15 protein-coding genes are annotated in these 19509 nt (G+C 43.3%); 14 read left to right on the top strand and 1 reads right to left on the bottom strand.

The window, feature by feature from the left end:
* Window positions 1-15: 15 nt before the first annotated feature.
* The 10 genes from mscL (at window position 16) to HCJ66_RS07045 (ending at window position 10578) form a co-directional block, all read left to right on the top strand.
* Window positions 16-471 (top strand): large conductance mechanosensitive channel protein MscL, encoded by a 456-nt coding sequence (gene mscL / locus HCJ66_RS07090; RefSeq protein WP_187132492.1) that lies wholly within the window; start codon window positions 16-18, stop codon window positions 469-471.
* 21 nt (window positions 472-492) lie between these two features.
* A complete protein-coding gene (locus HCJ66_RS07085; RefSeq protein ID WP_181676645.1) occupies window positions 493-726 on the top strand; it encodes a DUF896 domain-containing protein in 234 nt (77 codons plus the stop codon).
* Between the two features lie 163 nt (window positions 727-889).
* Complete coding sequence (tkt, locus tag HCJ66_RS07080; protein WP_187132491.1) at window positions 890-2884, top strand: transketolase; 1995 nt, start codon at window positions 890-892, stop codon at window positions 2882-2884.
* Window positions 2885-3116: 232 nt separating this feature from the next.
* Window positions 3117-3353, top strand: coding sequence for a YneF family protein (locus HCJ66_RS07075; RefSeq protein WP_181676767.1), 237 nt, complete (start codon window positions 3117-3119; stop codon window positions 3351-3353).
* A 256-nt stretch (window positions 3354-3609) separates the two neighbouring features.
* Window positions 3610-4791, top strand: coding sequence for an amidohydrolase (locus HCJ66_RS07070; RefSeq protein WP_187132490.1), 1182 nt, complete (start codon window positions 3610-3612; stop codon window positions 4789-4791).
* A gap of 340 nt (window positions 4792-5131) precedes the next feature.
* Entirely contained in the window at window positions 5132-6898 is a 1767-nt protein-coding gene (locus tag HCJ66_RS07065; RefSeq protein WP_187132489.1) for an ABC transporter ATP-binding protein, read from the top strand.
* Entirely contained in the window at window positions 6885-8687 is a 1803-nt protein-coding gene (locus HCJ66_RS07060; RefSeq protein ID WP_187132488.1) for an ABC transporter ATP-binding protein, read from the top strand. The genes HCJ66_RS07065 and HCJ66_RS07060 overlap by 14 nt, the downstream gene beginning before the upstream one ends.
* A gap of 76 nt (window positions 8688-8763) precedes the next feature.
* On the top strand, window positions 8764-9240 hold the full coding sequence (locus tag HCJ66_RS07055; RefSeq protein ID WP_181676640.1) for a CcdC protein domain-containing protein: 477 nt from the start codon (window positions 8764-8766) through the stop codon (window positions 9238-9240).
* A gap of 116 nt (window positions 9241-9356) precedes the next feature.
* Window positions 9357-9863 carry a hypothetical protein gene (locus HCJ66_RS07050; RefSeq protein WP_187132487.1) on the top strand — a complete coding sequence of 169 codons (507 nt, stop codon included), beginning with the start codon at window positions 9357-9359 and terminating at the stop codon, window positions 9861-9863.
* A gap of 136 nt (window positions 9864-9999) precedes the next feature.
* Complete coding sequence (locus HCJ66_RS07045) at window positions 10000-10578, top strand: hypothetical protein (protein WP_187132486.1); 579 nt, start codon at window positions 10000-10002, stop codon at window positions 10576-10578.
* A gap of 56 nt (window positions 10579-10634) precedes the next feature.
* Here HCJ66_RS07045 and HCJ66_RS07040 read toward each other — a convergent pair whose 3' ends face one another.
* Window positions 10635-11243, bottom strand: coding sequence for a lysophospholipid acyltransferase family protein (locus HCJ66_RS07040; RefSeq protein WP_187132485.1), 609 nt, complete (start codon window positions 11241-11243; stop codon window positions 10635-10637).
* 150 nt (window positions 11244-11393) lie between these two features.
* On the opposite strand from HCJ66_RS07040, the gene HCJ66_RS07035 reads away from it, so the two are divergent.
* From HCJ66_RS07035 to HCJ66_RS07020, 4 genes are all read left to right on the top strand, one after another.
* A complete protein-coding gene (locus HCJ66_RS07035; protein ID WP_187132484.1) occupies window positions 11394-12521 on the top strand; it encodes an exonuclease SbcCD subunit D in 1128 nt (375 codons plus the stop codon).
* Window positions 12518-15589 carry an AAA family ATPase gene (locus HCJ66_RS07030; RefSeq protein ID WP_187132483.1) on the top strand — a complete coding sequence of 1024 codons (3072 nt, stop codon included), beginning with the start codon at window positions 12518-12520 and terminating at the stop codon, window positions 15587-15589. The genes HCJ66_RS07035 and HCJ66_RS07030 overlap by 4 nt, the downstream gene beginning before the upstream one ends.
* A gap of 134 nt (window positions 15590-15723) precedes the next feature.
* Window positions 15724-16293 (top strand): GNAT family N-acetyltransferase, encoded by a 570-nt coding sequence (locus HCJ66_RS07025; protein WP_187132482.1) that lies wholly within the window; start codon window positions 15724-15726, stop codon window positions 16291-16293.
* Between the two features lie 29 nt (window positions 16294-16322).
* On the top strand, window positions 16323-19493 hold the full coding sequence (locus HCJ66_RS07020; protein ID WP_187132566.1) for a DEAD/DEAH box helicase: 3171 nt from the start codon (window positions 16323-16325) through the stop codon (window positions 19491-19493).
* Window positions 19494-19509: the final 16 nt, after the last annotated feature.

The raw sequence follows: 19509 nt of genomic DNA, 5'->3' as shown, positions 1-19509 counted from the left end.
AAAAGAGGTTTTTCGATGTTTAAAGATTTTAAAGCATTTATTTCGAAAGGGAACGCACTTGGTATGGCGATTGGGATTGTCATTGGCGCTGCATTTACAAGTATTGTGAACTCACTTGTAAATGATATTATCATGCCTCCATTGGGTCTGTTAATAGGCAATGTGGATTTTAAGAATCTATTCATCAGCCTAAATGGGACACATTACGATACGCTAAAAGCTGCTCAAGCGGCGGGTGCGCCGACAATAAACTATGGTTTGTTTATCAATAATGTCATTAGTTTTCTCATTGTTGCTTTCTCGGTTTTTCTAATTATTAAAGTGGTAACCAAATATATACCATTGGAGCCGAAAAAGCCTGCGACTAAAGAATGTCCTTATTGCTTGTCTTCTATACCAGAGAAGGCCAGTAAATGCCCGCAATGTACATCGGATTTAGCTCAAGATGAGGAAGCAGGATTATCAGTATAACAGAATACGAGGAGGTCAATAATGTTAGAGAAGGCGAAGATAGATCGAATTAATGAATTGTCGCATAAGAAAAAAGCAGGTACAATGACCGTGGATGAGAAATTAGAACAAGAGGCACTGCGAGAAGAGTATATTAAATCATTTCGAAATCAAGTCCGTGATACGATTGAGCATACGACGTTCATTGATCCAAACGGTGATGATGTAACGCCTGAGAAGATAAAACGAAAACGCGACGAACGAAATAAACTTTGAAAAAACTGGGGGAATCGATAGATTTCTCCATTTCTCTCTATTTAATCGAACATTATCAATCATTTTAATGCATTTGTGAACAATTAGATATTTTTTAGTTGTGAAAAAGCCTAGAAAGGATTATTATAGAGAGTAGTGACTAAAACAAGAGAGGATGTTTCATTTGTTTGATAAAACGGATCAATTAGCAATTAATACTATTCGAACATTATCGATCGACGCAATTCAGAAAGCCAATTCTGGGCACCCAGGATTACCAATGGGGGCAGCTCCAATGGCATACGCATTATGGTCTAAAGTACTGAAAGCAAATCCAGCTAATTCACATTGGTTTAACCGTGACCGCTTTGTTCTTTCTGCAGGACATGGTTCTATGTTACTTTACAGCCTGCTACACCTTAGTGGTTATAAATTAGGATTAGAGGATTTGAAGCAATTCCGTCAATGGGATAGCAAAACACCGGGGCATCCAGAGGTTCATCATACGGATGGTGTCGATGCGACGACTGGTCCGCTTGGACAAGGTATCGCGATGGCTGTTGGTATGGCGATGGCAGAAAGACATTTAGAAGCAATGTACAACAAAGACGGATTTCCTGTTGTGGATCACTATACATATGCATTATGTGGTGATGGCGATTTGATGGAAGGTGTTGCATCAGAAGCTGCTTCACTTGCTGGACATCAGCAACTGGGCCGTTTGGTACTTTTATATGATTCTAATGATATTTCGCTAGATGGCGATTTAGATAAATCTTTTTCTGAGAGCGTGAAACAGCGATTTGAATCTTATGGTTGGGAACATTTGCTTGTTAAAGATGGCAATGATACCACTGAAATTTTAGCAGCTATCGAGAAAGCGAAACAAAACACGTCGCAACCAACAATGATTGAAGTGAAAACAGTTATTGGTTTTGGTGCTCCTAATGAAGGAACGAGCAAGGTACATGGTGCTCCACTGGGGGCGGATGGCGTCAAAGCTGCTAAGGCGGTATATGGCTGGGATTACGAGCAAGATTTCTACGTTCCAAGCGAAGTGTATAATCGTTTTAAAGAGACGATTGCAAAACGTGGTGCTGAGGAAGAAGAGGCATGGAATAAGATGTTTACTTCGTATAAAGAAAAATTTCCTGAACTTGCTGCACAACTGGAGCTTAGCTTGGATGAGAAGCTTCCAGAGGGCTGGGATAAAGATTTGCCTGTATATGGTGAGGATAAATCGCTTGCTAGCCGTGCATCGAGTGGTGAGGTAATCAATGCCTTAGCGGCTAAGTTACCGCAATTGTTTGGTGGGTCTGCTGATTTAGCTGGCTCCAATAATACAAATATCGCAACAGACGGTGAGTTTACGAAAGCGACACCGGCTGATCGTAATATTTGGTTTGGTGTACGTGAGTTTGCCATGGGTGCTGCACTGAACGGTATGGCGCTACATTCTGGGCTTAAAGTTTATGGAGGTACATTCTTCGTATTCTCTGATTATCTACGCGCGGCGATTCGCTTGTCTGCGATTCAGCACTTACCAGTTAACTATGTGTTAACGCATGACAGTATTGCGGTAGGAGAAGACGGCCCGACGCATGAACCTGTAGAACAAGTTGCTTCTCTTCGTGCTATGCCTGGTTTGACATTACTTCGTCCAGCAGATGGTAATGAAGTTGTTGCGGCATGGAAAATCGCGATTCGCTCAACCAATCGTCCAACGGCTCTTGTGCTTACGCGTCAAAACTTACCAACATTACCGAACTCTGCTAAATTAGCGGAAGAAGGTGTAGCTAAGGGAGCTTACGTATTATCTCCAGCGAAGAAAGACGTTGCTGATGTACTTCTTTTAGCAACTGGATCAGAAGTTAACTTAGCTGTACAAGCACAAACAGAACTTGCCAAAGATGGTATTGATGCATCTGTTGTTAGTATCCCATCATTTGATTTGTTTGATCAGCAATCGGCGGAGTATAAAGAGAGTGTTCTACCAAATGCGGTTCGTAAACGTGTATCTATCGAAATGGGCTCAACGCTTGGTTGGGAACGTTACGTTGGATTAGATGGTAAGACAATCGGAATTGATAAGTTTGGCGCTTCGGCACCAGGCGATACGATTATTAAAAACTATGGCTTTACTGTGGAGAATGTCGTTAATACGGTGAAATCTCTGTAAATTATAGATTGGGAGTGCAAGATGAGGCGAGCTTTTGGCTAAATCGTTTTGCACTTCTTTTTATGATAATATGTTGTGTATGCGCTGTGTTGATGGTATAATGAGGCAGTTGTGATTTTTTAATGATAGTGAACTTTTATTGCTATAGAATATCGAAAAACTATTGTTTTGACCTGATAAATCAAGTACAATAAAAGGGATATATTGTTTCGAGGAGGAGAAAGAGAATATGTTGTGGTATATACTTATCGGCATACTTTGCTTAATTGCTGGTTTGGCATTAGGATTTTTCATCGCAAGAAGATACATGATGACGTATCTGAAGAAAAACCCGCCAATCAATGAGCAAATGTTACAAATGATGATGGCCCAAATGGGAATGAAACCATCACAGAAGAAAATTAACCAAATGATGAACGCAATGGGTAAACAGCAAGAAAAAGAAGTAAAAACGAAGAAGAAAAAATAAGGTTTAGAAGCGAGTATGGAATGACGGAATTGATAGTCTGATGTACTGATTTTAGACAGCTTATTTGTTGCTATACTTGAAACACTTTTTGGGATTACGTTTGAGACGTGATTTTGAGAGGTGTTTTTTAGTTTTAATTTGTATTTGCAGAATATTTCGGGTTTTATGAGCGTGTCGCAAGTAAAAGCGGTGTTGGAGTGGTAGAATAGGTTCATGCGGGCGAGATGGTGCTTAAAATGGATTTGGAGGCGTTGGAATGAGCGACAAGATAAAGGCTGAGGTTAAGAGAAATGAAGCGAATATGATTGCTTTTCGGAGGGATTTACATAGGAATCCGGAGTTGTCGTGGCAGGAGATTCGGACGACAAATCGGGTTGTAACGGAGCTTGAGCGGATGGGGATTGCGTATCGGCGAATGGAGCCGACAGGGGTCGTGGCGGAACTGGTCGGGAATAGGAACGGAAAAACGGTGGCGCTTCGTGCAGATATGGATGCATTGCCTGTGACGGAATTGAGTGAGGCGTTGTCTTACAAGTCGGGAAATATCGGAAAAATGCATGCGTGTGGGCACGATGCGCATACGGCGATGTTGCTTTGCGCGGCGGAAGCACTTGTTGCGGTTCAGGATGAGTTGACTGGGACGGTGCGCTTTATTTTTCAACCTGCGGAGGAGATTACGGAAGGTGCAGAGGCGATGATTCAGCAAGGTGCGATGCAGGGTGTGGATAATGTATTTGGGATTCATATTTGGTCGCAAATGCCGACACATGCTATTTCTTGTAATGCTGGGCCTGTTTTTGCGTCTGCGGATGTGGTTAAAATTAGATTTACGGGACGCGGGGGACATGGGGCGATGCCTGATGCTTGTATTGATGCGACAGTTGTTGCTGCGGCTTTTGTGATGGGTGTACAAGCGATTGTGTCACGGGAAACCGATCCGCTTGAGCCGGCTGTTTTTACGATAGGGCGCATGGAGGCTGGAACGCGCTACAATGTAATCGCGGAAAATGCGGTTTTGGAGGGAACGGTTCGGTCGTTTCATCCACGGGTTCGTGAAAAAATGGAAGTGGCGATTAGGCGTTATGCGACACAGGTTGCAGCTACGTACGGGGCGACGGCGGAAGTGGATTATCGTTATGGGACGCATGCGGTGATAAATGAGGAAAGGAGCGCCAAGTTAGCGCAGGATGTTGTTGTGAGCAGTTTTGGTGAGGACGTGCTTTATTCTGATCGACCAACGACGGCGGGGGAAGATTTTAGTTATTATTTGCAAGAGGCTCCCGGTTGTTTTGCGCTTGTTGGAGCTGGAAATCCGGAAAAGGACACGGAATGGGCGCACCATCATGGCCGATTTAATGTGGATGAGGATGCGTTGGTTTATGGCGCAGAGCTTTACGCTCAGTATGCCTACACGTATTTGACAGAGAATCCTGAATAAGGGGTTCTTTGTCTGTTAAATAAAAAAATTATAAATATACTTGAATCTTTTAAAGAAATCGGTTACACTAGTTCCTGTAAACAAACTTGAGAGGAGGTAAGGACAATGAAAAAGATAATTGGATTTGATAATTTAACCATTATTGTAGGAGATAGCCTAAATTCGGCGTCCGTTATATCGAGGAAGAGGTACAGGCTTATTTGAGCGCTGGTATGTGTACTTTTATGGCGTAAATTCGATATATATTTCCAAACAGTAATGGGCAGAGCAAGATATGTCCGTTATTTTTTTATGTCCAAAACAAGGAATAAAATGGCTTTTGAGGGAAAAGAGGTTGGGAATGAAGATTTATAAGGAGTTGGGATGGTTTTTTAAAGAGCAGCGGAAATCATATATTATCGGGGTTTCATTGCTTTTTATGATAACGTTACTCCAACTGGTGCCTCCGAAAATACTTGGTGTGACGGTGGATGCGATTAGTAAGGATACGCTTACAAAGAATCATTTATACATGTGGATGGGTGTTTTGCTCGGAGCTGCGGTTGTCGCGTATGTGGGGCGTTATTTTTGGCGGATGATGATTTTTGGATCGGATAATAAGTTGCAGCGTCAATTGCGCTTACGATTATTTGAGCATTTATCGAAAATGTCGCCGTTCTTTTTTCAGCGTTATCGGACAGGGGATTTGATGGCGCATGCGACGAATGATATTTCGGCTATTCAGCAGGTGGCGGGCTTCGGTGTTTTGACGTTGTGTGATTCGATTTTGACGGGGAGCACGGTTATTGCAACAATGGCGATTACGATTGATTGGCGCTTGACGTTGATTGCGCTTTTGCCGATGCCGTTTATGGTGTGGGGAAGTTCAGTACTTGGCCGGAAATTACATGATCGTTTTCATAGTGCACAAGCGGAGTTTTCGAAGTTGAATGATAAAACGCAGGAGAGTTTGTCTGGGATTAAGGTTACGAAAACATTTGGGCAGGAGCAGGAGGATATTGCAGATTTTAGGCAGCAAACGGAGGAAGTTGTTGGTGTTAATGTGAAGGTCGCGAAATTGGATGCGATGTTTGATCCGATGATTTCGATTATTGTTAGTGTTTCGTTTGTTCTATCGCTCGGTTTTGGTGCGAAATTTGTGATGGAAGGGACGCTTACGATTGGTCAGGTAATCGCGTTTACGAACTATTTGTTCTTGTTGATTTGGCCGATGTTGGCGTTTGGATTTTTGTTTAATGTGATTCAGCGCGGGAATGCGTCGTATGATCGATTGAATACGTTGCTAAGTGAGCCTGAGGATGTGAAGGATGATTTCAGTGCGATCGATGAGTTGCCGCGTGGGGATATTGATTTTGGGTTAGAGGCATTTACGTATCCTGATGAGTCGGCGCCGGTTTTGCAAGATATCGTTTTTCAGTTGAAATCGGGTGGAACGCTTGGTATTGTTGGCCGAACGGGTTCTGGAAAGACGACGCTTTTGAAATTGTTGATGCGGGAATATGATGATTACAAGGGCTCGATTAAATTTGACGGGGAGGCGATTCAGCGTTATACGGTACGGGGATTGCGTCGTGCGATTGGTTATGTGCCGCAGGATCAGTTCTTGTTTTCGACGACGGTTCGGGAAAATATTCGTTTTGGCAATCCAAAATTGTCGCAGGCCGACGTGGAGCGTATTGCGGAGATGGTCTCGGTGCATGAGGATATTACGGAGTTCACGGATGGATATGATACCGTCGTGGGTGAGCGTGGTGTATCGCTTTCTGGAGGTCAGAAGCAGCGGTTAGCAATTGCAAGGGCGCTGATTATGAATCCAGAGTTGCTTATTTTGGATGATGCGCTTTCGGCTGTGGATGCGAAGACGGAAGAGCTCATTTTGCAAAATCTTAAAGCAAATCGTGCGGATAAAACGACGATTATTAGTGCGCATCGGCTTAGCTCAGTGGAGCATGCGAATATTATTATTGTGATTGATAAGGGTAGAATTGTGGAGCGTGGTACGCATGCAGAGCTAGTGGCTTCAGGCGGTTGGTACGCAGAAATGTTCCGAAATCAGCAATTAGAGGAACTTATTGAGGGCGGGGGTGATACGAATGGAGCCGAATAATGAGGAAATGTTGACGATGAGTGGGAAAGAACATCGCGCGGTTTTGAAACGCTTATTTAGCTACACGAAGTATCATGTCCCTGCGCTTGTTTTAACAATTTTTCTAGTTATGCTGGTTACGGTGGCGGATGTATTTTTGCCAATCTTGATTAAAATATTTTTGGATGATTACTTGACGCCGCTTCATTTCGTGGCTGGACCGATTCTTTTGTTGGCATCGGGGTACATGGGTTTGTCGCTCGGTCGATCTGTAGTTTGGTATTTTCAGCTAGTTTTATTTCAAAAAATTGCTTTGCGGATTGTGCAGCGGATTCGGGTGGACATCTTTAGTAAGTTGCAAAATATGGGGATGCGTTATTTTGATCAGACGCCTGCGGGAAGCTTGGTTTCGCGTGTAACGAATGATACGGAAGCGATTAAAGATATGTTTATTAATGTGTTAGGAACGGCGATTCAAAGCGTATTTATGCTGATCGGGATTTATACGGCGATGTTTATCATGGATGCCAAGTTGGCGGCGTATAGCTTGCTCGTTTTTCCGCTGACGATGTTGATTATTATTGTGTACCGGAAGTATAGCTCGCAGTTTTACAGAGCGCGTCGGGAAAAATTGAGTCAATTAAATGCGAAGATTGCGGAGTCTATTTCGGGTATGTCGATTGTGCAGCAGTTTAATCAGGAGAAGCGTTTAATCGGTGAATTTGAAGAGATTAACAAAGACTATTATGATGTTGGTATGAAAAATATAAAATTTAACGCATTACTTCTTGGTCCGGCGATTGATTTGATTTATTCGCTAGCGGTCGTGTTGATTCTTAGTTTTTTCGGGATTCAGTCGTTTTCTGGGCCGGTCGCGATTGGGACAATTTATGCTTTTATCACCTATTTTGACCGGTTTTTAGAGGCGATTTATAACATTATGGAGCGTTTGGCGATGTATCAAGAGGCGATTACGGCGGCTTCGCGTGTGTTCCGAATTATGGATGGCACGGATTTGGCGCCGGAACAAGATGCCGAAGATGGTTTAGCTATCGGAAAAGCGAAGATTGAGTTTAAGAATGTCACGTTTTCGTATGATGGGAAAAAGGACGTTTTGAAGGATATTAGTTTTACTGCTGAATCGGGGCAAACGGTTGCGCTTGTCGGTCATACTGGTAGTGGGAAAAGTTCGATTATCAATTTAATGATGCGTTTTTATGAGTTTGAGCACGGTGAAATTTTGATTGATGGGAAGTCGATTAAGCGGTACCCGATGGAGGAATTGCGTGCGAAGACGGGGCTTGTTTTACAGGATAGCTTTATGTTTTATGGCACGATTAAGGATAACATTCGGCTGCATAATAAGTTGATTACGGATCGGGAAATTCTAGAGGCGGCGCAATTTGTTCAGGCGGATCGATTTATTAATACGTTGGCGGATACGTATGATCATCAGGTAATTGAACGTGGTGCTTCGTTTTCAAGTGGGCAGCGGCAGTTGATTTCATTTGCTAGGACGGTCGTGACGAATCCGCAAATTCTTGTTTTGGATGAGGCGACGGCGAATATTGATACGGAGACGGAGAGTTTGATCCAGACGGGCTTGCGAAATATGAGGCAAGGTAGAACGACGATTGCGATTGCGCATAGGCTTTCGACGATAAAAGATGCGGATCTTATTTTAGTGCTTCGAAAGGGTAGTATTATTGAACGTGGGACGCATGAAGAGTTGCTTGCGCATGGTGGCGTGTATCATTCGATGTATCAGCTGCAAAACAGTGGCATGGATTTAGAGGAGCTGGGTTCATAAGGGCATAAAGGTTGTTTTTCTTCTAAAAAAGTTTATAATGAGGCAAGTAAATAGTGCCGATTAGGAGGAAAAAAACGTGTCATTTATAGTATCAATTATCATCACGCTTGTTTTTGGTGTCGGGGTTATCTTGATTCGAATGAAGGCGTCGAAAGAGCCGGCGACTGTGAAAAAAATTATTATTCCGCCAATTATGATGAGTACGGGAGCGCTTATGTTTGTGATTCCATATTTCCGAGTTTCGCCAGCTGGAATTTTAGAGGCGGTATTGATGGGATTAGTTTTCTCGCTCATTTTAATTTGGACGACGCGATTTGAAATTAAGCACAAGTATGTTTTTATTAAGCGGACGAAATCATTCCCTGTTATCTTGCTGAGTTTGCTATTAATTCGACTTGGTATTAAATATTGGATTAGTGGCTCAGTCGATGTCGGCGAGTTATCGGGAATGTTTTGGATTTTAGCGTTTGCAATGATTGTTCCTTGGCGAATTGCGATGTATTTTCAATATAAAAATGTCGCTGGGAAGCTGGAACAAACGGAAGAAACATGATGTTACAATTTGGGAGAATATTTCCCATGAAAACGATTGAATTATGACAGGAACATCGATATAATGAGTAAGGTTGCGTGAAAAGAGCAACATGTATAAAAGAGGAGGTTTTTCATTTGAAGAAATGGTTAGTAGCTTTATTTTCCCTTGCACTTGTTTTTGGCTTAGCGGCTTGTGGGAACGGCGATAACAAGGCGGAACAAGAACAGAAAAAAGAGGACGTTAGCGCAGATTCTATGAGTTTTTATATGGATTTAGTTGCAAAAATTAATGATAATGATGCGGATTATGACGCATATCAAGCGGCGATTGGTAGTGATACACCTCCAACTGGTGCTGAATTAACAACTTTGGCAACGGCAGCTAGCGCTTCAGCAGACAAAGTATCACAGGTTTTGGCGGATGTAAAGGTGCCGAACTTAGGGAATACGACACCGCTATTTAAAAATGCTGTAACAGATTTAAGTGAAGCTTACAAAGCAGAGGCTAATGGTTTAAAAGCGTCTCCAATTGATACAAAATCAGCAGATGAGGCTATGCAAAAAGCTTCTGATGAGCTAGGGAAAGCATTGGAAGAAGCGGGATTAGCTCCGTCTAACATTATGAATGATACTGCAGCTTAATGTAATGTCAAAAAGCGTTGTGGAACTATTTCTGCAACGTTTTTGTTTATATTTGTGACTTAGCGAGAATCCAGTTATAATGAAGGAGGACACATCATCAGGTAGTTAACTTGCAATATCAAAAGGAGGGTTTATATTGAAAAAGTGGATAGTAGGGACGTTAGCAGCAACAATGGTATTTAGTTTAGCAGCTTGCGGTAATGTGAGCGACGAGAAGAAGGATGCGGCAAAGGATAAGGTGTCGTCTAAAGTGGATGAGGCCAAAGAGAAAGCAGGCACTAAAGTGGACTCAGCGAAACAAAAATTGCACACGAAAGCAATGAATTTTTATACAGGTGTGGTTGATAAGGTAAATGAGAAAGATGCCGATTACGACGCTTATATAGCGGATATTACGAGTGACGTGCCATCTAAGGGTGAGGCGTTAGACGCGTTGGCAGCGAAGGCTAGTACATCAGCGGAAAATGTTTCTGAGGCATTGGCGAATGTGAAAGTTCCTAATCTTGGGGAACGCACAGATGAATTTAAAACATCGATTCAAAGCTTAAGTGATGCATTTGCGGAAAAAGCGGCAGCTATAAAAGCAAACCCAGGTGATACAAAAGCAGCTGAAAAAGCAGATGAAGCGATGCAAAAAGCCTCTGATAAACTTTCAGGAGCGTTAAAAAATATCGGTCTAGCTGGTTCTAATATCGTCAATGATATTACTGGTTAAGACAGAAATAAAGCCTTGACTCCTCTAACAATTAAGAGGAAATCAAGGCTTTTTTGTTATTTCTTTTTTGTTGCGTCTATCTCTGCTTGTAAACGTTCAAATGTCTGCAAAACTTCTTCGGACTTAATTTCTAGTAGTTCTTTTTGATCGATGTCTTTGTCATTGAATGGAATTGGATCACCAAATCGGATGATGACTTTTTTTCGTTTGAAAAGTTCGCCGACTGTTTTTGGTCCGTCATACACGGCGGGCAAAATAGGAACTTTCCCTTTTAGTGCTACGGTTACAGCGCCGCGTTTTAGATGGAGACCCGCCGATTTTCTAGTACCGCTTGGGAAGATACCAACTACTTTGCCGTCTTTTAATAGGCGAATGGGTAGCTTGATCGCGCTTGGGCCAGGATTTTCACGATTTACTGGGAAAGCGTTGAGATGGCGCATTAACCAGTTCAGTGTCTTCGTTTTGAATAGTTCTTGTTTTGCCATATAGTGAATTTGAAGTGGTTTGATGGCAAATCCAAGGTAGAGAATTTCCATCCATGATGTGTGTGTCGAAACGACAACGAATGGCGCTTCTGGAATCTTGTCTTTATTCTGTACCTTGAAACGTCCGCCGATTATCGTGAGGATCACCTGGACGAAATTTCTCGCAAAAGTGTAGAACAAGTTGGTTCACTCCTATAATTCTTTTTTTAGTCTTGTTTTTAGTATACTGAAAAGTTGCGGAAACGTCTAGTGCTTACGTGCTGTTCTTGTTTTTTTCGAAAATATAGTATACTGGATGTAATGATGAAAATAGAATGATGAGGTGTTAGGATGAAATTTTTACATACGGCGGATTGGCATTTAGGAAAAATTGTGAACGGTGTGTCTATGCTTGCGGAACAGCGGTATATTTTAGAGCAGATTGCGCGGATTGCGGAGGAGGAACAGGTGGACGGTGTTGTGATAGCTGGGGATTTGTATGATCGCTCGGTGCCGCCTGCGGATGCGGTGACGCTGCTTAATGATGCGTTGATGGAGCTAAATGTGACGCTTGGGAAGCCGGTTTTTGCGATTAGCGGAAATCATGATAGTGCGGAACGGGTGAACTTTGGGTCGGTTTGGTATGAGAAGAGTGGACTACATATTCAAGGGACGTTAGGTGCTGATTTGACGCCGATTGAGTGGGACGGGGCGCAGGTTTGGTTGGTTCCATATCATGAGCCGGCGCAGGTTCGTGCAGCTTTTGAGGATAAGTCGGTGCGGTCGTTTGAGGATGCGATGCAGGCGATTACGGCAAAAATTAGAACGGTTTGGGATGCGGATAAGGCGCAGATTTTGGTCGGGCACGCCTTTGTTGCAGGTGGACTTCCGAGTGATTCGGAGCGGCAATTGGCGATTGGAAATGTGGACCGGGTGTCGACGAATTGTTTTGATGGCTTTGATTATGTGGCGCTTGGGCATTTGCACCATCCGCACGCGATTCATCATCCGAGTATTTTTTATGCTGGATCACCGCTGAAATATTCTTTTTCGGAAGCGAAGGATAAGAAGAGTGTTCGGATTGTGACGATGGATGGGAAGAAGCTTCAAGAAGTGCGAGAGTGTTATTTGGAGCCATTGCATGATTTGCGGATTATCGAAGGATATTTGGCGGATTTGGTAAGTTCTGTAGTGCCTGGGAATGAGGACTTTTTGCAGATTAATTTGTTGGATGAGGGTGCGCTGATTGATCCGATTGGGCAACTGCGGGCGTTTTATCCGAATGTGTTGCATTTAGAGCGGGTGCAGGAAAAATTGACGGATAGCCAGTTTGAGCGATTTGAAGATGTGATTAAAAAAGATGATTTGGAGTTGTTTGCTCAGTTTTTTGAACATGTGAGTGGAAAGGAAATGTCGAATCAGCAGGCGGAAATTATGCGAGAATTGATGGATAGCGTGAAGGGAAGTGTGGATCAATGAGACCTTTGAAACTTACGATGCAGGCTTTTGGTGCTTACGCGAAGGCTGAAACGATTGATTTTACGGAGCTTGGTCAGGAGCGGATTTTTGTGATTTCTGGGAAAACGGGGGCTGGGAAGTCGACGATTTTTGATGCGATCAGTTTTGCGATTTTTGGGAAGGCGAACACGAATGATCGGGAAGGTTTTTCATTGCGGAGTCATTTTGCGAAAGCGGAGGATCTGACGGAAGTGTCGCTTGAATTTTTACTTCGGGATGTGCGTTATTTGGTCCGTCGAGTGCCGCAACAGGATGTTCCTAAGCAGCGCGGTGAAGGGATGACGACGGTGACTGCGAAGGCGGAACTCTATGAATTGGACGGGGACGAGGAACGTTTACTCGCGAGTTCAGTTCGGGATGTTGGCGCGAAGATGGAAGAGATTATCCAGTTGAATGTGGACCAGTTTCGACAAATTTTGATGATTCCGCAGGGTGAGTTCAGGGAATTGCTTGTAGCGGAAAGCAAGGAGAAGGAAGCGATTTTACAGCGATTGGCGCATACGCATTTTTATCAACTTATTGAAAACCAGTTGTGGAATCAGCAGAAGGAACAGGAGCAGCGGGTGCGATTGTTACGGGAAAAAGTGGCGAGTATTACGCAGGAGGCTTTTGACGCGGAAGCACTTGCTGGGAAAGCGGCGCGGGATATTGAGTTGATGTTTGCCGAGCGTCTCGTTGCGGAACGGGAAACGATGGTCGAACTGCAGGAACAGATGGATTTGGCGAAAGGAAAAGCTGAAATCACGGCAAGGAATGTGACATTGGCCGAGGAAAAAATCGCGGAATGGGCACAATTAGCAAAATTACGGGCGGAAAAAGCGGAATTGGATGGGCAAAATGGTCAGCGAAACGATGCGCAGGCCGCGGTGGATTTGGCGCGAAAAGCGGGTGCGATTATTGATCAAGATGCGCTATGTTTACGATTGAAGCAGCAATTGGATGAGGCGAAATTGGAAGATCAACAAGCATTGGAAGTCCTGCAAAAACGGGAAATGGCGCTAGAAAAAGCTGTTTTGGAAGCAGAAAAGGTAAAGGAAATGGAAACAGAGTATGTCACGTGGGTCAAAAAACGCGAATCGCTTCAATCGATGGAGACGAAAGTGACACGAGCGATGGAGCTACAACAGGAATTAGCGCAGGAAAGTAGGCATAAGCAGGAATTAGAGCAGAAATTAGATCGGCTAATTTTGCAGGAAAAAGGACTTTTAGTGCAATCGGAGCAGTTAGTCAAACGGGTGCAGCTTGTGCAGGATGCGCGACTAAAATCTGCGGAAATGAAACAACATCTAACAGAGCTACGGCAAGAGAATCTGTTCGTAGTGACTGAAATTGAAAAATGGGAACAGAAAAATAAATGGCAATCGGAACTTGTTTTATTAGAGGGAGAATGGAATCAGGCGGAAAAACAGCTTCACGACGCTGAATTGAAGTACGCAGAATTAGATGCATTGTGGCAACATGAGCAGGCAGCAACATTGGCGTTATCGCTCGTGGATGGCGATGCATGCCCGGTTTGCGGCTCTCTGGAACATCCGAATGTAGCGTTACAAACAGCTGGGATGACAAAAGCAGAGGTAGACGTGGCGAGGGAAGGGCGAGATGCAAAGCAGGAAACGGCAAAAGCGCTAGGTGTGCAAGTGGAGCAGAAAAAATGGCAGATCGAACAGATCGTATTTGCTTCTGAGGAATCTTTGCACGTTTTGAGGGATAGACAAATGCTGTGTGCCGAGGAGCTTGTGAAAAAAGAACAGGAACTTGCGGGAATCGATGTTTTTCTGACGGAAGAACAACAGGTGGAAGAACTGGTAGAAAGGAATAAACAGGACTTGGCTAAGCTTGCGGAGGAAAAGGCGCAACAACAAGCGGTTTATGAAGAAGTCCGTAAAAAAGTGGATACGTCCGAGACTACGTACGCTTTACTTTTAGAAGACGTACCAGAAGAGTTTCAAAATCCGGCTGGTTTTTATGAACAGCAAAAGGTGTTGACGGTGAATATCACTGATTTTGAAACGAAAAAAGGACACGCAGAATCGGTGTATAATACGGCGAAGGAAGGACAATTCAGGGCAGTTTCGGCTAGTGAGATGGCAGAGAAAGCGGCTTTGAAAGCGAGTGAGGCTTTGGCGGCGCAACGCACGATTTTTAAAGATATCATGGCAACGAATGGTTTCGCGGATTACGCTTCTTATCAACGAGCTATTTTGAGTCCAGAAGTTTTAGAGGAGAAGGAGCGCTTTATTCGTGATTTTGAGCAACAGTATCATTTTGTATCAGAGCGCTTAAAAGAGGCGGAGGCAAGGCTTGCAGGCGTGGCACAACCGGATTTGAAAGAATTACAGCGATTGGATGATGAGTCGAAACGTGCGTATCAGGAAAAGACGGAACAGTGGATGGCACAGAAAGACGTTGTTCGTAAGGTTTCGGAGCTTTCGGAGCAATTTATGAAACATGTGAAAGAGACGAGTGAGGCGGAAAAAGCATACGCGGATATTGGCTATTTGGCGGATATGGCACGTGGCAAAAACGACCGTCGCTTAACGTTCGAGCGCTTCGTTTTAGCGACATTCTTAGATACGATTTTACTTCGGGCAAACGGGCGGTTGAAAAAAATGACGAATGGTAGGTTTCAATTGAACCGCAAAAAGGAAAAGTCTAAAGGAAACGTGCAAAGTGGTTTGGAGCTTGAGGTTTACGATGAATATACAGGTCTGGAACGGCATGTCAAAACATTATCTGGTGGAGAAAGTTTCAAAACATCTTTGTCTTTGGCGCTAGCTCTTGCGGAAGTTGTGCAGGAAATGTCAGGCGGGATTTCTCTGGAGACGATGTTTATCGATGAGGGATTTGGCACGCTCGACCCGGAATCGCTAGAAATGGCGGTGGAATGTTTGCTCGAAACGCAGGAATCAGGACGACTTGTCGGTATTATTTCACATGTGCCTGAACTGAAAGAGCGGATTCCTTCGCGGCTAGAAGTAACGGCGACAAATCACGGAAGTACGACGAAATTTTTTGCGCAAGGACTATAAAGAAGTGATCTGGAGGCGCAAACTTAGCATGACTTTAGCTCCCTAGTTTGAAACATTAGGCTTTTTTCGATATAATGAAGTGTTGGATGAAAAAGGGAACATTTTTTCCTGATGAAATGAATGGAGGAATTGTGATGATACGACAAGCGAAAGCGGAAGATGCGGAACAAGTCGCACCACTTATTTATATAATTTTAGAGGATATGGAGTTGCCGTTTTTAGCGGGTGTTAGTAAGGAAATGATGCTTGAGATGGTTGAAGCGAGCTTTTTACGTTCAGATTATCGGTTCAGTAAAGAGAATGTGATGGTCAAAGAAATCGATGGCAAAGTGGCGGGAATCCTTGTGAGCTATCATGGGGAGCACGCGGAAAACATGGACGACGAGTGGGAGGGCATCCAAGATATGTTTGGTATTGTCAATAAAATCCCGTTGTTCACGGAGCAGGAAACGTGGATGGGCGAGTATTACTTGGATTCACTTGTGGTGGACTCGGCTTATCGCGGGCAAGGAATTGGAAAAGAGTTACTGCATGCATTTAAGGAATTGGCTGTGGCTAAAAATTGTGAAATTATCGCACTAAACGTGGAAAAAGCAAATGCAGGCGCGCTAAATTTATATAAAAAATTAGGTTATGAATCGGAGTATGATTTGGTTTTATCTGGTCATGATTATTATCACATGACCCAAAATGTCAGGAGTTGAGTGAATTGTTAACAGATCCAAAAAACACAATGATTCCTGTTTCGGTTAAGAAAAAGGGGCGCGAATTACTGGAAGATGGGGCAATCACTGTTTTTGAAGAAAAGACGAGTTATGCGAATATGTTCCATTCTGTCGTTGTAGATGATCGGGTTTCGTATGAAGTGAAGCATGTGTCGAGTGGGAACTATCAATGTGATTGTATTTACTTCCAAGAGAATAGTGTTTGTTCGCATATTTATGCGGTTGAGCTGGAACACGAGGCGCGTCAGACAAAAATGGAGAAGGCTAATTTCAAGCAACGTATCCTGGCTCAAGAGGCGACGACGCTACTTTCCTTGTTCCAAGAAAATATGGATCGTCAATTTGATACGTTCGATACGACGGCCAAAACGCCATTAAAGGTGGAATATATTTTACGTATGCAGGAAAATCGTGATAAAAATATGTTGACGCTTGATTTGAAAGTTGGGCAGGATCGTACGTATGTCGTAAAGAATATCGGGGACTTTTTACAAGCGATTAAACAACATACGAGCTACTTTTTCACGAAGAATTTCAGTTTTGATCCGAATGAATATTATTTTGGTGAGCGTGATATCGCGGTTTTCAATGAGCTGACGAAAATCAATGAAATTGCGAAAATGTATGATACGGATAGCTTTTATTGGAACAAGTCGTATGCGGAGGAAAAGGTGCTGATTATTCCACCGAGTTTAGCGGAAACAATTCTGGCTGACTTGATGGGGCAGAATACGATTTGCATTCATGATGATATTAAATATAGCGGTTTGATGTTTAAAAAAGGGACATTGCCATTTTCGTTCGTGTTTCGTAAAAATGACAAGGGTGACATGTACCAGCTTGTGATGGAGGAATTGCAGCAAGCGAGTTACTTGGAAAGCTATCAGTTGTTGTTTTTAAACGGTGTGTTTTATCGACCAAGTGATGCGGTTTGGGAGCAATTAACGCCGCTTATTCATTTTCATAGTGTGACGGAAAATGAGGTGGTGCAGTTTTCGGAATCGCAACTCAGTGAAGTGATGTCTTACGTCCTGCCGTCGCTTCAAAAAAGTGGTCACGTTCAGATTGATCCGTCGATTGAGGATCGGGTTATCCAGCAACCGCTTGTTTCGAAGATGTGGATCTCGCAAAAAAACAACGAACATGTGCTAAAACTGGAATATCACTATGGTTCGCAGGTTTTTGATCCGTTTGCTTTAACGGAAAGCGTGGAGCCGGACGGGCGCATTATGATTCGAGATATGGAAACGGAAGCAAAAATTATGCACCGTATTGAGGCAGCTCCTGTTCATTTCTCGGAAACGCAAATGGTAGTTAATTCGGATGAGGCGAGTCTTTACGAGTTTTATTATCGGGTTGTTCCGAGTTTGGCGACGGACGTGGCGATTTATTTAGAAGATGGTTTGGAAGAAATGGTGGAAGAACATGTGAAGCCAACGACAACCGTCGATGTGTCGCATGATAATGATTATTTGTCGGTTGCCTTTGATTTTCAAGGTATCGATGAGGATGAGATTCAAGAAGTACTGCAATCTTTGCGGGGAAAACGGAAGTATCATCGCTTGAACAGTGGGCGTTTCTTATCGCTTGAAGATGAGAGTTATCAGCAAATGGAAGCGATTTTTGATATTTTAGATGTCCGCAAAAAAGAAGTCGGAAAGCAGATGGCGGTGCCGCTTTATCGTGGGATGCAAATCTATGAGGCGATGGGCAGTGCGCAAAATGAACATAATAAGTTCAGCCGAACGTTCCGCGATTTATTGCATGAAATTGTGAATCAGGAGGATACAACTTATCCGTTACCAGCGAATTTGAATGCGGAACTTCGGGAGTATCAGGTGACTGGTTTTGAATGGATGAAATCGCTTGGAAAATATCATTTAGGTGGTGTTTTAGCGGATGATATGGGGCTCGGAAAAACATTACAAGCGATTACGTATATTGCCTCGACAATTGAAGAAAATCCTGACATGAAACCTGTTTTAATCGTGACACCAGCTTCTCTTTTGTATAACTGGTCAAGCGAATTCGAAAAGTTTGCGCCTGATATTCCGGTGACGGTCATTCACGGGGCTTCACAAATGCGCTTGGAGCTGATTCAAAAAATCGAGCCAGGGAACGTCTATTTGATATCGTACCCGTCCTTGCGTCAAGATGAGCAGGAATTCTTAACGACACGCTTCCAAACGATTATTTTGGATGAAGCGCAAGCGATCAAGAACTACAATACGAAGGCTTCACAAGCTGTGCGCGCGCTCAAAACGACGAATGTTTTTGCGCTTAGTGGAACGCCGTTGGAAAATAGCATCGATGAGTTATGGACAATGTTTCAGACGATTATGCCGGGCTTTTTCCCATCGCTACGTAAATTTAAAGAATTACCGCATGAACGTGTGGCTCAGATGATTCGTCCGTTCTTGATGCGCCGTCTCAAACGGGATGTTGTCAAGGAATTGCCGGATAAAATCGAGACAAATCTTTATTCTGAGTTAACAGAAGCGCAAAAAACCGTCTATCTCGCTTACTTGGAGAAAATACAACAAGAATTGGCCGCAAAAGATGGTAATGAGCAAGAAGACCGGATTAAATTGTTAGCAGGTTTAACGCGATTACGCCAAATTTGTTGTGATCCAGCGCTTTTTGTTGAAAATTATGATGGTGGTTCTGGTAAACTGATGCAATTGTTTGATACAATACAAACAGCACGTGAAAGTGGCAAGCGAATCTTGATTTTCTCGCAGTTCACATCGATGTTACAAATCATGAAAGCGCAGGCTGAGGAAGCTGGCTATCGCTATTTTTATATGGATGGTGGCACGCCTTCGAAGAGCCGGATGGATTTGGTGAACTCCTTTAATGCGGGAGATGCTGATTTATTCTTCATTTCACTGAAAGCTGGTGGAACGGGGCTGAATTTGACTGGCGCCGATACAGTTATTTTGTATGATTTATGGTGGAATCCCGCGGTGGAAGAACAAGCTGCGAGCCGAGCGCACCGAATCGGGCAGAAAAACGTGGTGCAAGTGATTCGGATGATTACAAAAGGCACGATTGAAGAGAAAATCTATAATTTACAGAAGCAAAAACAGGCATTGATGGATGCGCTAATCCAGCCTGGGGAACAGATGCTCCATCGTTTAACAACAGATGAGATAAAAGAAATTTTGACATTGAGTTGATTATAGAAGGGACGCG

This window comes from Paenilisteria portnoyi (assembly GCF_014322795.1).
In the GTDB taxonomy this organism is placed as follows: Bacteria; Bacillota; Bacilli; order Lactobacillales; family Listeriaceae; genus Listeria_A; species Listeria_A portnoyi.
This window is presented reverse-complemented; position numbering and strand designations above follow the sequence as displayed.

Coding starts and splice junctions, on each gene's coding strand:
- mscL (WP_187132492.1), top strand. CDS start 16: ATGTTTAAAGATTTTAAAGCATTTATTTCGAAAGGGAACGCACTTGGT.
- HCJ66_RS07085 (WP_181676645.1), top strand. CDS start 493: ATGTTAGAGAAGGCGAAGATAGATCGAATTAATGAATTGTCGCATAAG.
- HCJ66_RS07070 (WP_187132490.1), top strand. CDS start 3,610: ATGAGCGACAAGATAAAGGCTGAGGTTAAGAGAAATGAAGCGAATATG.
- HCJ66_RS07065 (WP_187132489.1), top strand. CDS start 5,132: ATGAAGATTTATAAGGAGTTGGGATGGTTTTTTAAAGAGCAGCGGAAA.
- HCJ66_RS07060 (WP_187132488.1), top strand. CDS start 6,885: ATGGAGCCGAATAATGAGGAAATGTTGACGATGAGTGGGAAAGAACAT.
- HCJ66_RS07035 (WP_187132484.1), top strand. CDS start 11,394: ATGAAATTTTTACATACGGCGGATTGGCATTTAGGAAAAATTGTGAAC.
- HCJ66_RS07030 (WP_187132483.1), top strand. CDS start 12,518: ATGAGACCTTTGAAACTTACGATGCAGGCTTTTGGTGCTTACGCGAAG.
- HCJ66_RS07025 (WP_187132482.1), top strand. CDS start 15,724: ATGATACGACAAGCGAAAGCGGAAGATGCGGAACAAGTCGCACCACTT.
- HCJ66_RS07020 (WP_187132566.1), top strand. CDS start 16,323: ATGATTCCTGTTTCGGTTAAGAAAAAGGGGCGCGAATTACTGGAAGAT.